11 protein-coding genes and 1 riboswitch are annotated in these 14,612 nt (G+C 38.2%); of the genes, 5 read left to right on the top strand and 6 right to left on the bottom strand.

The genetic code is table 11. From position 1 onward, the window contains the following. Positions 1–84 precede the first annotated feature (84 nt). Both lldP and thiC read left to right on the top strand, forming a co-directional pair. Positions 85–1,743, top strand: coding sequence for an L-lactate permease (gene lldP, locus NST14_RS26560; protein ID WP_001099319.1), 1,659 nt, complete (start codon positions 85–87; stop codon positions 1,741–1,743). Positions 1,744–1,814: 71 nt separating this feature from the next. Next, a riboswitch (TPP riboswitch) is annotated at positions 1,815–1,930 on the top strand. 112 nt (positions 1,931–2,042) lie between these two features. Further along, positions 2,043–3,803, top strand: a complete 1,761-nt coding sequence (gene thiC / locus NST14_RS26555; protein WP_000814470.1) for a phosphomethylpyrimidine synthase ThiC — start codon at positions 2,043–2,045, stop codon at positions 3,801–3,803. A gap of 221 nt (positions 3,804–4,024) precedes the next feature. Here thiC and NST14_RS26550 read toward each other — a convergent pair whose 3' ends face one another. From NST14_RS26550 to cydA, 3 genes are all read right to left on the bottom strand, one after another. After that, positions 4,025–5,383: an arsenic transporter gene (locus NST14_RS26550; RefSeq protein WP_048557370.1), complete on the bottom strand. Its 1,359-nt coding sequence runs from the start codon at positions 5,381–5,383 to the stop codon at positions 4,025–4,027. Positions 5,384–5,772: 389 nt separating this feature from the next. Further along, entirely contained in the window at positions 5,773–6,798 is a 1,026-nt protein-coding gene (locus NST14_RS26545) for a cytochrome d ubiquinol oxidase subunit II (protein WP_229143156.1), read from the bottom strand. Further along, positions 6,791–8,146, bottom strand: coding sequence for a cytochrome ubiquinol oxidase subunit I (gene cydA, locus NST14_RS26540; RefSeq protein ID WP_000381959.1), 1,356 nt, complete (start codon positions 8,144–8,146; stop codon positions 6,791–6,793). Before cydA ends, NST14_RS26545 begins: the two co-directional genes overlap by 8 nt. A 244-nt stretch (positions 8,147–8,390) precedes the next feature. Between cydA and NST14_RS26535 the strand changes: the two genes are divergently transcribed. Next, positions 8,391–8,540, top strand: a complete 150-nt coding sequence (locus NST14_RS26535) for a hypothetical protein (protein WP_000283184.1) — start codon at positions 8,391–8,393, stop codon at positions 8,538–8,540. A 94-nt stretch (positions 8,541–8,634) separates the two neighbouring features. Beyond that, on the top strand, positions 8,635–9,720 hold the full coding sequence (locus NST14_RS26530) for a transcriptional regulator (RefSeq protein ID WP_140158757.1): 1,086 nt from the start codon (positions 8,635–8,637) through the stop codon (positions 9,718–9,720). Positions 9,721–9,767: 47 nt separating this feature from the next. Here the strand turns inward: NST14_RS26530 and NST14_RS26525 are convergent, their stop codons facing one another. Further along, the gene (locus NST14_RS26525; RefSeq protein ID WP_000421916.1) at positions 9,768–10,652 is read right to left on the bottom strand and encodes a LysR family transcriptional regulator; all 885 of its coding nucleotides are present in this window, start codon (positions 10,650–10,652) and stop codon (positions 9,768–9,770) included. A 135-nt stretch (positions 10,653–10,787) separates the two neighbouring features. Here NST14_RS26525 and NST14_RS26520 point away from each other — a divergent pair, with 135 nt between their 5' ends. After that, the gene (locus NST14_RS26520; RefSeq protein ID WP_101218658.1) at positions 10,788–12,788 is read left to right on the top strand and encodes a YhgE/Pip domain-containing protein; all 2,001 of its coding nucleotides are present in this window, start codon (positions 10,788–10,790) and stop codon (positions 12,786–12,788) included. 40 nt (positions 12,789–12,828) lie between these two features. Here NST14_RS26520 and NST14_RS26515 read toward each other — a convergent pair whose 3' ends face one another. Together NST14_RS26515 and NST14_RS26510 are read right to left on the bottom strand one after the other, a co-directional pair. Beyond that, positions 12,829–13,209: a VOC family protein gene (locus NST14_RS26515; RefSeq protein ID WP_000609839.1), complete on the bottom strand. Its 381-nt coding sequence runs from the start codon at positions 13,207–13,209 to the stop codon at positions 12,829–12,831. 42 nt (positions 13,210–13,251) lie between these two features. Further along, a complete protein-coding gene (locus NST14_RS26510; protein ID WP_229143155.1) occupies positions 13,252–14,409 on the bottom strand; it encodes an acyltransferase in 1,158 nt (385 codons plus the stop codon). Positions 14,410–14,612: the final 203 nt, after the last annotated feature.

The following is a 14,612-nucleotide window of genomic DNA, read 5'->3' as shown; positions in this document are numbered from 1 at the left end:
TTTTAGACTTAAAGGTATGATGACCTGATAGTCTATTGATGAGGTTATTCTACTTAAAAGGGGATTCTTTAGGGGGAGAGAACAATGAACACATGGACACAAGTTTATGATCCGTTCGGAAACATTTGGATTTCGGCGGCGGTCGCACTTATTCCGATTATCTTTTTTTTCTTAGCTTTAGCAGTTTTCCGCATGAAGGGGTATGTGGCAGGATTTATTACAGTTGTACTTACAATTTTAGTGGCATTATTCGCTTATAAGATGCCGTTCACGATGGCAATGGCAGCGACTGGATATGGTTTTTTATACGGACTATGGCCAATTGCTTGGATTATCATTATGTCGGTATTTTTATATAAAATATCTGTGAAAACAGGTCAATTCGATGTGATTCGTGCATCTGTATTATCCATTACGAATGACCATCGTTTACTCGTTATTTTAATCGGTTTTTCATTCGGAGCATTTTTAGAAGGGGCAGCGGGATTCGGTGCACCAGTAGCGATTACGGCAGCGCTTCTTGCAGGCCTTGGGCTAAATCCTTTATATGCGGCAGGTCTTTGTTTAATTGCAAACACAGCACCAGTAGCGTTCGGAGCGATGGGTATTCCGATTACAGTTGCTGGACAAGTAACAGGTATTGATCCACATAAAATTGGACAAATGGCTGGACATCAATTACCGTTCTTATCATTATTTGTTCCATTCTTTATCGTATTTTTAATGGACGGGTTGAAAGGAGTAAGACAAACGTGGCCTGCTTTACTTGTAGCAGGTAGCTCATTTGCAATTACGCAGTTCATAACAGCGACATTCTTAGGACCAGAACTTCCGGATATTACGTCGGCACTTGTAAGTTTAGTTAGTTTAGCGCTGTTCTTAAAAGTATGGCAACCAAAAGAAATTTATCAATCAGGGCAAGCAAATAGAGAAGTAGCTGCAACAACAGCGGCATCGATGCCGAAATTAACGTTAGGAAAAGTAGTAAAGGCATGGTCTCCATTTATCGTATTAACGGTTATGGTAGTCATTTGGAGTCAAAGTTTCTTTAAAGCATTATTTGCTCCAGGAGGCGCGTTAGAAAGCCTTGTATTTAAGTTTGAAATTCCAGGCTTGCACAATTTAGTAATGAAAGCAGAGCCTATTGTAAATAAAGCGACGCCTTACGAGGCAATTTTGAAGTTTGATGTATTATCAGCAACGGGAACAGCAATTTTAATTGCTTGTCTCATTTCCATGTTTATTTTGAAAATGAGTGTAAAAGATGCAGTGGTAACATTTAAAGAAACTTTAAGTGAACTTAAAATGCCAATTCTATCTATTGGATTCGTATTAGGATTTGCATTTATCGCAAACTATTCTGGGCTATCTTCTACACTAGCGTTAGCACTAGCAGGAACTGGCGGACTATTCCCGTTCTTCTCACCATTCTTAGGATGGATTGGTGTATTCTTAACAGGGTCTGATACTTCAGCGAATGCATTATTTTCAAATTTACAAGCAATTACAGCGCAGCAAGTCGGTGTATCTGAAGTACTTCTCGTTGCAGCGAATACAACGGGCGGTGTAACCGGAAAAATGATTTCTCCGCAATCGATTGCCATTGCTTGTGCAGCAGTTGGACTTGCTGGAAAAGAATCAGATTTATTCCGGTTTACAGTGAAGCATAGTTTATTCTTCGTAATTATTGTTGGTATTATGACGTATGTACAGGCATATTATTTAACGTGGATGATTCCATAAACAACAAAAGAAATAAACTTTGCATTTTTCAGATTATCGTGTATGATGAGAAAGTATTGAAAATTAAATCAGTGATAAACTAGGGGTGCCTAACGTATGCGTAGGCTGAGAGAGAAGCGCGTGAACTTCTTAACCCTTTGGACCTGATCTGGCTCGTACCAGCGTAGGGAAGTTAACGGCTTTACATAATGATGTCTTTATGAGCCAGGTCCTTATTTTTTTATGGACCTGGCTCTTTTTATTTTGGCATACGCTGGCCATATCTCGTCCTTGTCACGTACAGGGGGGCAACAAAGGTTATGAAACAGTCTGTTTCAGCTGAGCAAATTGAATTGAAATCGAGTTTACCAGGAAGTAAGAAAGTGTATGTGGATGGACCACGAGAAGGTATGAAGGTGCCGATGCGTGAGATTGAACAAAGTGATACAAACGGCGTTCCGAATCCGCCAATTCGCGTATATGATACGAGCGGTCCTTATACGGATCCCGCGTATAAAGTGGAGCTGGAAAAGGGGATTCCAACGCCACGCCACTCTTGGATACTGGAGCGTAATGATGTAGAAGCATACGAAGGGCGCGAAGTGAAACCAGAGGATGACGGTGTGAAGGTGGCTTCGAAACATACACCTGTTTTCCCGCAAATGGATCGTAAACCACTTAGAGCGAAGCAAGGTGCAAATGTTACGCAAATGCATTATGCACGTAATGGCATCATTACGTCTGAGATGGAATATGTTGCGATTCGTGAAGGGGTAGAACCTGAGTTTGTTCGTAAGGAAATTGCGGAAGGTCGCGCTATTTTACCAGCGAATATTAACCATCCCGAAGCAGAGCCGATGATTATTGGACGTAATTTCCACGTGAAGGTGAATGCAAATATCGGAAACTCTGCTGTATCTTCTTCTATTGCAGAAGAAGTAGAGAAGATGACGTGGGCTACTCGCTGGGGTGCAGATACGATTATGGATTTATCTACAGGTAAAAACATTCATACGACGCGTGAGTGGATTATTCGTAATGCGCCTGTACCAGTTGGAACTGTACCGATCTATCAAGCGCTTGAAAAAGTAAACGGAATTGCAGAAGATTTAACGTGGGAAGTGTATCGTGATACGTTAATTGAGCAAGCGGAGCAAGGCGTAGATTACTTTACGATTCACGCTGGCGTATTACTTCGTTACATTCCGATTACTGCAAAGCGTACGACAGGTATCGTTTCGCGCGGTGGTTCAATTATGGCGCAGTGGTGTTTATACCATCATAAAGAAAACTTCCTATACACTCATTTTGAAGAGATTTGTGAAATTATGAAGCAGTATGATGTTTCGTTCTCTCTTGGAGATGGATTACGTCCAGGTTCGATTGCAGATGCAAATGACGAAGCGCAGTTCTCTGAGCTTGAAACACTTGGTGAATTAACGAAGATTGCTTGGAAACATGATGTGCAAGTTATGATTGAAGGGCCTGGGCATGTACCGATGCATTTAATTAAAGAAAATATGGAGAAAGAGCTTGATATTTGCCAGGGCGCACCATTCTATACACTTGGACCGTTAACGACAGATATTGCACCAGGTTATGACCATATTACATCCGCAATTGGAGCTGCGATGATTGGCTGGTTTGGAACAGCGATGCTTTGTTATGTAACGCCGAAAGAACATTTAGGTTTACCGAATAAAGATGATGTACGCGAAGGTGTTATTACGTACAAAATCGCTGCGCATGCAGCTGATCTGGCGAAAGGGCACAAAACGGCTCATCAGCGTGATGATGCACTTTCAAAAGCTCGTTTTGAATTCCGTTGGCGCGATCAATTTAATTTATCTTTAGATCCTGAACGCGCGATGGAGTATCACGATGAAACGTTGCCAGCAGAAGGTGCGAAAACGGCTCATTTCTGTTCCATGTGTGGACCGAAGTTTTGTAGTATGAGAATTTCACATGATATTCGGGAATATGCAAAAGAAAATGATTTAGAAACGACAGAAGCAATTGAAAAAGGAATGAAAGAGAAAGCGAAAGAATTTAAAGAAACAGGTAGTCATTTATACCAATAACACGTTACACCTCTTTACTTGATTGATCACACTGTAGTACCTAACTTAAATATAGAAGAAGCCCGCTTTGCTAAGACGGTAGCAAAGCGGGCTTCTGTTGTTTATTCCGCTATTTGTGGGCAGTAAGACCCCCGCCTCAAAATTCAGCGGAAGCAAAGAAGTTAGGTGGGGGGCAACTGCCCGTAAAAGCCCGATTAGTTAGGGCTGATTAAAGTTTCACTTTATAAGGCGAAGAAGAGATGTACCCAGTAGAATAAGAGGAATAATGTAACGACTGTTGTGAGTGGAATAACGATAAGGGATACACTTAAATAGTCTTTCCATTTTACTTTAATTTTGTTTTGTTTCAGGATATACATCCAAATGAGAGAAGCTAGCGTACCGATTGGTAATAATAGTGAACCGATGTCACTACCAATGATATTTGCGAGATAGATAGTTTTTAATGTGACTGGATCTAATCCCATTTCTGTTAACGTAATGGTCCCAATCATAAGTGCAGGGTGATTATTGAAGACATTGGAGAGGAGAGAAACGAGTCCACCCATTGCAAAGCTAGCATAAAGCAGATGTTGACTTACAACTGGTTCAAGCCATTGGACAAGCGCTGCTGTTAATCCTGCGTTGTGGAGCCCGTAAATAATGACATACATAGAGAAAGCAAAAATCAAAATGTGCCAAGGTGTCTTTTTCAAAATGTCGACAGGGTTCGTTCGTAAGTAGTACCATCTCCAAATGAGAAGAATGAGTGAACCGAGTACGGCAACAATCTCGATTGGGATGGATAAGAAGGATGCAACGAATAGAAGACAGCGCATAAGGAAGACGAAGCCTAATACTTTTAGCATGAACCTTGTCCGTTTTTGTTTCGTATCAACCGAATTTTTTCCTTTTAACGGATGAAAGTTTTTCGTGAAGAATATTTCTTCAATATCATATGAAGAAACAGGCAATTTTTTCGGAAGTTTTTTCTTCAAAACCGTATACATAAGCCATGACATAAACAATAGTCCTAATGTTGCAGGTACAAACATCATAGCAGTATGCATATAAAGAGTCATATTCACGATATTTAATGCGATTAAGTTTACGATATTACTTACACCAATTGGTGCACTAGATGCAGTAGCGATTAAAGCACCGCTTAATAAATAAGGGATTTGTTGATGCGGTTTTAATTGAAGATTTTTTAGGAGAAGAATTAAAATTGGCGTTGTAATTAAAATACTACCGTCGTTATTAAATAAAAGAGTCATAAGAAAACATAATAATTGAATATACCAGTATAATCGGCGCCCGGAGCCTTTTGCTAGGTTTGCAAGTTTTGCTGCGGACCAGTGGAAGAATCCGAAGCTTTCTAATATAACCGCCATAACGATGGTCGCTAATATTGTTATGGAGGCACCGCCAATTTTACTAATAATGTCCATGACGTCTGGTTTTGATACAAGTCCAGTAATCAGGATAATGCCAGCGCCAATTGCTGCCGGCCACGCCTCATTTAAACCACGAGGTCGCCAAAAGATAACAATCATTGTTAAGAAGAATACAATAATAGTAATCCATATTTCAATGCTCATATTTTACCTACCTTTCTACTTTTCCTTAAAGTAATGTAGCTTGTCTTAAGGTTTGTATTGGTAGTATATTCAGCAAAAAATAAGAAGAACTAGACGTATAACGGAGTGCAATAAATATGTGTTTTTCAAGTTATGGGACAAGTATCTCTCTTAGTGAAATAACTATTGTGAGAGGAGTCTAGAAATTAATGGGGCAGTAAGATAGTAAATGAAATTTATATGGGCGATTATGGAGATATATCAGCGCAACTCAAAATATATCAGCGATTATTGAAATATATCGGCGCAACTCAAAATATATCAGCGATTTTTAAATTATATCGACTTATCGACAAAACATGACAAAAGGAGCCCACCCCAAAATACCTTTTGGAACAGGCCCTACAATATTATTTTTCCTTCAAAAAAGTTCGATCCTTCAAGAATAAATTCCAGAAGAAAATAAATCCTGGTAATAAAATTGCAATCCCAATTGCATATAGAATAAGCAATGCATAGAATGTTTCGACCGTTGTAAAGCTTGTAAATACAGTTACATCAGGATAAATAATATACGGTAAATGCGCAACGCCGTAAGCATAACTTGCAAATGCATATTGAGCGACGACTGCTAAAACGGCAATGCGAGGGTATCCTAGTGTGTCATACTTCTTGTTTGTCCACCAAAGAGAAGAGTATCCGATAATGAATAAAACGATAGAAACTGTAAACCATGTGAATTGCTTTATTAGCCCTTGCATAAGCCAGTGTGTTCCCGGATCCATTACAACGAGGGCAATAATCGCCGTAACGAGCGTTGCAGGACCAAGGATAATCGCGTTTCTTCTATAAATTCTATATGCATCTTCTGAACCTTGTTCTCTCGCAAAATCAGCAAGAAAGAGAGAGGAAAGAAATAGTTCCGAAGTTAGTCCGAAGAGCATATAACAATAAATAACAGGACTAGAAAGAAGTTTTCCATATAGGAGTACTTCTTTTCCTTCAGACATTGTAATATAGGCACCTTCTGTAACAGGTAAAACGGTAATTAATAGGGCTGGAATTAAGAGTCCTGTAATACCTGAAATAATACGAAGAAGGTGTTGGTACTTCGGCAGGGAATAAGCAAATACCATAAATGTACTGCGAATTGCCACGAGTACTAGAATTAACATAACGGGTACGAACATTACCGTTGCTAGGGTAAAAGCGGCTTTCGGAAAGAAGCCAAGAAAAGCGACAACGACAAAGACGAGAAATGTATTTGTTACTTCCCAAGTCGGTGATAAGTATCGGTTGGCAAGCTTGGCAGCTAGCGTTGGATGTTTTGCGTATACCATCCCCCAAAAACCTGCTCCAAAATCGATGGACCCTAATATACTGTATACGAAAATAAGAGCCCATAAGATGATGATTGCAATACTTTCCTCATGCACGAGAATCGCCTCCTTCGTGATGTAAATCATTTGTAAGCGGATGTTTCTTAAAGAATGTCCGTAGTACAAAAACTGTTAAAATACCGAGTCCAATATATAAAATGATGAATAGAATAAATAAAGGACCGACAAAATCGGCGCGTGTAGAAGCATCGACTGTACGTTGCATACCGTAAATGGTCCATGGCTGACGACCGCTACAGCTGAAAATCCACCCAAATTCAATGCCGAGCATCATAACTGGTCCACATGCGGCAGCTCCCCAAAGAAGCCACTTCGGTAGCTCTGTTTCTTTTTTTCGGTAAACAAAGTACCAATATAAGAGGGCAATTGCTGCAACTGCAAAGGTAAAGGCAGCAGTGCCAACCATTAAATTGAACAGTGTATGCGTGTAAAATGGTGGCCATGTTTCTTGTGGAAATTCCTTTAGTCCTTTTACGACAGTGTTAGGGTCTAGTCCTACTAGTAGGCTAAGCATGTTCGGAATTTCTAGTGCATAGTTTAGTTCAAGTGTGTTAGGATCTACAACGCCGCCAATTGATAACGGTGCATGTGATGTCGTTTCAAATAAAGCTTCAGCAGATGCCAGTTTTTCAGGGGAATGCTTATGTAAAGCAATTGCCGATTCGTGTCCCGAAAGCCACATCGTAGCGCCTGTAATAAATGTCACGACGAGTCCTAACAGTAGTCCTTTTTTATGATATGCCACTTCACGTTCACTTACATTCTTCTTTAATAATTTAAATCCGGCGATAGAGGCAATGACGGCAGCTCCAGTTGCGTAGGCTGTAATCACAACGTGGAATGCGCTCGTACCAAAACTCGGATTAAAGAAAGCTTTCCACGGATCAACGTTAAAAACTGATCCATCTGGTCCCATTGAAAAGCCCGCGGGTGTATTCATCCATGTATTTGCCGATGTAATAAGCACGGCGGATGCCGTGGCACCAATCATGACGAAGAATAGCGAGATTAATCTCATGAATGGAGGTAGTTTGTCAGCTGCATATACATAAATGGACATGAACAAAGCCTCTAAAAAGAAGGCGAAAATCTCAATTTGAAAGGGAACAGAAATAACCTGCCCAACAATTTTGGCAAAACCCGGCCAAAGCAGTGAGATTTGCACACCAACGATTGTTCCAGTTGGAATTGCTACACCGAGAAGGATGGCAAAAGCCTTTGTCCATCTTTTCGCCATAATGGCGTAGTCGGAATCTTTCTTCCAGTGATAGAGTATTTCACTTATAAAAATCATTAATGAAAGTCCGACACCAAGTGTTGCGAAGATAATGTGGAATGCTAGTGAAGAACCGAAAAATGCTCTTGCTAATGTTACCGTATCCATATGTAAACTCCTCTTCTTTTTTGCCATTATTTTCTGATTGAATTGGAAGATTTATTCAAAAAAACTACCAAAAATATATATGTATTTAAAAAGTGGATATGGTAATATAATATTTGAATATTCTAAATAGAAAGAAGTTAATATTTTGTTTGTTTTTTAGTGAGGAATATTTTATAATCTTTTATGCGAACATAAGTTCTGTTTTTGGAGTGAAGAAGTTTATGTGAAATGGAGAGGATGTTTTATGTATCCTGAAGTCATTAAAAAGATGGCATTTTCAAAAGAGCATAGAGATTTATTATTGAAGCTGTATAATAAAGAGATTACGCGTAGTGAGTATGATCGACTCGTAGAATCGCTATATAGACCTTCTAAAGAGGCTTGTGAGGGATGATAAAGGAACGGGAGACAATCTAATAGATTGTCTTTTTTAAATTTGTGTATGTTCTGGTAAAATTAAGGTTAGCCTTAATAGTGAGGTGAAAGGATTGCGGAAACGTTTATATATAGGGGTTGGGGTTGTTCTCTTAATCGCTTTAGGTGGAATTGTATTTTGGTCAGCTTTGCAAGGAAACCGTACGGAACATTTTATTTTAAGACATATGGTGAATGAAAATGGGACGCTTGCTACATATCGTTTAGAGGATACAAAAGCAGGTACTGGTGAAGCGAAAGGCCGTGAAGCTTTATCGGAATCAGCAGGACTATGGCTGCAATATACACTCGATAAAGACGATCAAGCGTTATTCGATGAACAAGTTAAGGTTATTCAAAATAACTTTGTACATAAGAACCAAATTGTTTTATGGAAAATCTCTGAAAAGGGAGAAATGCAGTCAGCTACAAATGCACTTATTGATGATCTTCGTATTATAGAACAGTTATATCGCGCTTATGAAATGTACAAGGAAGAGCGCTATAAAAACTTGGCAGATCAATTGAGTGATGCTGTAATTCGTTATAATAAGAAAGGTAATTATTATGTTGATTATTATGATGCAGATGCAAGGAAACAAAATGATTTTGCAACAACGTCATATGTAAATCCGCATGCATTCTCCTATATGAAAAAGTATGGAAAAGTTTCTGCTCAGCAATATGAGGAAGTCGTTCAATTTTTAGCAGATTATCCAAGGCATGGATGGGCATTCCCGAAAGAGTATAAAGCAGATGGTACATTTACGTACGACAAAGAAGTGAATCTGATTGACCAATCATACGTTGCATATCATCGTAGTTTAGGTGGTCTTTCATCAGATGCTTATTTGGAATTTATAAAAAAGAAATTCCAGGAGGATGGAAAGCTATACGGTCGTTACAATTTAGAAACGGGAAAACAAACTGTGAATTATGAATCGCCAGCCGCTTACGGATTAACGATTTTGTACGTACTACAAACAGGTGATACAAATTTCGCAAAGGAATTATATGATCATATGGCCACATTCCGAAATGACAACGTATTTAGTAGATACTACGGTGGATATGTAACAGGCGAAAATAACAATACGCATATTTTTGATAATGTTTTGCCGCTTTTAGCTGAAATAGAATTAGAGAAGAGTGAAAAATAAAAGGTGCCACCCTATGGGGATGGCATCTTTTATTGTTTAATATCATTTTAAGTCCTAATATTGGAGAAGTAATCAATTACGAATTCACGGAATTTCTGAGCAGTTTTCGATAAGTAACGTTTTTTTGACCAGCTTAACCCAATCGTTCGCTCACAATTTGGTTCAATAATACGTAACTTATTTAATGCTAAAGTAGAGTTTTTTAATAAAGTTAAACTTGGGACAAAGGCGATGCCGAGGCCTTGCTTAATCAGGTCGCTAATCACGGTTGGTTCATCTACTTCAAAAGCAATATGTGGAGTGAAGCCAGCTTCTTTACAAAATTCATCTGTTAAGTGCCGAAATCCGTAACCAGTGTTCATACTAATGAACGGTTCGTCTTTTACTTCATGCAAATATACACTTTCACGTTCTGATAAACGGTGCCCTGAAGGGACGACTAAGAAAATTTCTTCTGTAATAAGTGGTTCCCAAATAATCTCTTCGCCTTCAATTGGCACAGAAGAAATGCAAAAGTCAATTTCTATATTATCTAGTTGTCGTTTCATAGAAGGAGTAGATGCGAGAAATTGTTGGAATCGAACGTTAGGATGTTCTAGTAAAAAAGAACCAATTAGTTCGGGTAATATTCTTGGAATAGAAACAGCCAACGTAATAGAGCTTTGTTGTAAGTCAGCTAAATCTTTAATTTCTCGTTCGCCTTCACTTAATTCATGAAAAATGCGCTCTACTCGTTTTAAAAATACTTTCCCGAAAGAGTTTAATGTAATTTGTCGCCCTTGGCGGTCAAATAACGGAACGCCTAAGTCCTTTTCTAATCTAGCAATTGTTTTGCTGAGCGAAGGCTGTGCGATATGCAATTCTTCAGCGGCTTTTGTCATATGCTCTAATCGTGCAACTGTTTGAAAGTATTTTAGTTGAAGAAGTTCCATTTTGACTCTCCTTTCTATAGACCAAAAGGAATGGATTGATAATTAAAGATGTATTATACAGTATGGAAATGGACGTGTATAGTAAATCTGTTAAACCATTCTAATGGTGTGAAATTCGGAGAAGGAGTATGTTTCATGAAAGGAATTCAACTTGTATTTAAAGATTGGAAAGCGATGTGGCACCATAAACATGGGCGTATCGCTTTAATTTTTTTGTTAATCGTTCCTTTAATTTATTCAGGGTTCTTTTTAGCTGGATATTGGGATCCATACGGAAAATTAGATAAATTACCTGTTGCGATTGTAAATTTAGATAAGGGTGCTGCAATGGATGAGAAAACAATTCATGCAGGAGACGATTTTGTAAAAAATTTAAAAGAGAATAAGGAACTGGCTTTTCATTTCGTATCAGAAAAAAATGCTGAGGAAGGGCTAAAAGAAGATAAGTACTATATGGTTGTTACGATTCCAGCCGATTTCTCTAAAAAGGTAAGTACACTTATGGATGAAAAACCAGAACCAGCACAATTGCAGTACAAAGTAAATCCGGGTAAAAACTTTGTAGCAGCGCAAATTGGAACGACAGCTGTTGAAAATATGAAAACAAAAATTTCAAATAGTATTACGAAATCTTATACAGAAGGCGTCTTTTCAAAGTTTCAAGACTTAGCACAAGGGTTGAGTGATGCAAGTAATGGTGCTGGGAAGTTACATGAAGGAACGACAGATGCAAGAAATGGGGCAAATCAGCTTGCAGATGGTATTCATCGTTTAAGTGACGGGACATCAAAAGTGAAAGAGGGAAGTGAAAAACTTGCTTCTAGTCAATCAGCTTTAACTGATGGAGCGAATGAGCTGAGTGAAGGGGCAAAATCCCTTCATAGTGGTATGGAGTTATTAGTACAAGGTGAAAAAAACTTACAATCAGGGGTTAGTGAATTAAGTGCTGGTACAAATGAATGGGTGAACGGAAGTGAGAAACTTGCTGACGGGCAAGTGAAAGCGGACAATGCAGCAAATAGTGTAAAACAACAATTAGAAGAGTACGTGAAAAGTCATCCAGAGGTGCAGCAAGACCCTGCTTTTCAAAAGATTATCGCTACTTCTAATGGATTAGCTCAAGCAACAAACACTTTAAATAATAGTCAGAAACAATTGACACAAGGCGCACAGAAGCTTGCAGATGGTCAGCATAAGGTTGAAGAAGGTATGAATACATTCGGAGTTAAGTTAAATGAAGCTACTGCTGGAACGAAAAAGATAGCAGATGGTGCTACAAATTTAGCTAGTGGATTTACGAAATGGGGAACTGGATTTACATCATTACAAGAAGGTGTAAATCAACTTGCGAGCGGGGGAACAGAGCTGAATCATGGTGCTGATCAGTTAACGAACGGACTTGTTAAACTTGACGATGGTGCGAAAGAACTTTCTACGAAATTGGGAGAGGGCGCAGAGAAGATAGCGGATGTTCGCAATGATGATGCACGCAATACGATGTTCTCAGAGCCAGTTCAATTAGTAAAGTCAACAGTTTCTGACGTGCCTAATTACGGTTCAGGTATTGCACCATATTTCTTATCACTTGCATTTTATGTTGGCGGAATTATGGCGTCGAATATTTTACCGCTTGGCCGTAGACAAAATATGAAAGTAAGTGGAACAGTACATTTTATTAACAAATTAGGCTTAGTATATGTAATTGGACTTATTCAAGCATTGCTTGTAGATGTAGTTGTGCTAGGAGTTATGAAATTAGAAGTTGCAAGTGTGCCACTCTTTGTTTTATCAAGTATCGTTATTTCCTTTACGTTCATGACGTTTATTCTTATGTTAGTAACGGTATTTGGTCTTGTTGGAAAGTTCTTAGCGGTAACGCTTCTCGTCTTGCAATTAGCGACGAGCGGTGGGACTTTCCCAGGAGAATTAAATATAGCTGTTCTTAGCAAGATTGGACAATTTCTCCCAATGTCCCATTCTCTTAGAGGATTGCAAGATGTGATTTCTTTAGGAGATTGGTCGCAATTACAAATGCAAATTTTAATATTGTTATGCTATCTCGTTGTTGCTGGCGGAATTGCTTGGATCACGAGCCATATACAACATAGGGAAACGAATGCAGAACAAGTTTCTTAAAATGAAAGAAGCTATCCGACTTTTTCGGATAGCTTCTTTTTTATTTGCGTTCCATTACCGCAAAGTAATTGTTTTCATTATCAGCAAAGTTAAAAGCTCTGCCAGTAGGTAAATCTACAACTTGTCCAACAGTAACGTTTTTCTCAGAAAGATCTTTATATAGTTGATCTAAGTTGTTAGAGAAGAACATAAGTGAAGGAGTACCTAAGTTTAATTCAGGTTGCATCTTTGCAATTAACTCTTTATCGTGAAGGACGATGCTTGTTCCTGCTTCTTTTGACGGTGCAATTTCAATCCAGCGAAAACCTTGTCCGTTATTTTCTTCCGCAATAATTTGGAATCCTACTGTCTCAGTCCAAAATTGCATGGCTTCATCTTGATTATTTACATATAGCATAATTTGTCCAATTTGATTAATCATAGGTGTGTCCTACTTTCTTTTCGTGTATGGAATTCTATTATATCAAAGATATGGTTTGAATACCTTTTCGTGATTTTTCCGAAGTACAATCTTCGCCCATCTCATATTTGTCGTAGGAGAAGGTCCTGTAATCCATGTATGAAATGGTAGTGCACTGCATATGACTATTGCTGAAATCGAGATTGTGGCTGTTATTGTAAATAATAATAGGCTATATAATATTGTGTTTTCTTGCAGTGTGAATAGAGAAAGAAACTTTGTACATAGCTGCAAGAAGAAAAAGTGAGCTAAATAAGCACCATATGTGTAATTCCCGATAAATCGTAAAGCTTTATATAAGAAACTGCGTCGTTGTACGATTGTAATAGAAAGCACGTAAAGTATGATAATTTCGCATACGATATATAAAAACATAGACGGTTTTAAATAAGTCGAAACGGTTAAATGAATAGAGTTTGCTCCGTAAAAACTAAATAACTCATAATTGATGAATAAAAATAAGACGAAAAATAATATTGTGATAAGCGGGATATGTTTCATGACAAATGTACGCCACGCTTTTAGTGCGACAGCAGCGATTCCTCCCATGACGAAATAGAATGAGTAGAAGAAGAAGGAACGGTCTGTATAATGTAAAATGGTTGAGCTAGTCAATTTCTCGCCATTAAAAATGTAGTGCGAAGAATACCACATTAAGAGGAAATATAGGCAAGCAAAGACGGTCATATATTTATATATGTCTTTTTTATTTTCTGTTCGTTTTTGAAACCAATAAAATAGTGTGCACAGTAAAGGGAACAGTAGGTGAATTTGAAACATCATAATCACATACCAAAGATGGGGTGCGGCTGTTCCGAGTAATAAACTTTTTATTCCGCCTTGTAATGTGATCATATCGTTTGTTGTTAATAAGTAAAGAATAGACCAGAAGAGATAAGGAATGAGTAAATGTGCGGCTTTTTCAGAAATATATTCTTTGTATACTAATTGCTTTGTATAGTGACGAATTAAGTGGAAGCCGACGATAAATATGAATGCAGGTGCTGAAAATTTTGCAAGGTTAAATAGCATGCCCATAATGAGGGATTGCTCAAGTAAGACATTTCCTTGATTCATTGTATATAATAACGAACTTTGCAAAACGACAGCAAGAAATGCAATGCTTTGCAGAACTTTAAATTCAGGTGCGCTTTGTGTCATTAGGTCCATCTCCTTTTCCATACATGATTATAGTACGGAGAATAGATAAGAGGTGTGGAATATTTGTGAAGTTTTTAACAAATTTGTGGCGGAATAGATTATATCGACGATTTTTCGGATATATCGTTCATAACTTCAAATATATCAACGATTTTTTCAATATATCGACGTTTCGACAAGGGATATCGACTTATCAACAAATA

It is taken from the genome of Bacillus sp. FSL W8-0519, from assembly GCF_038005585.1.
GTDB classification, from domain to species: domain Bacteria; phylum Bacillota; class Bacilli; order Bacillales; family Bacillaceae_G; genus Bacillus_A; species Bacillus_A paranthracis.
The sequence above is the reverse complement of the archived record's forward strand: the minus strand, read 5'-3'. Positions and strand labels throughout refer to the sequence as shown.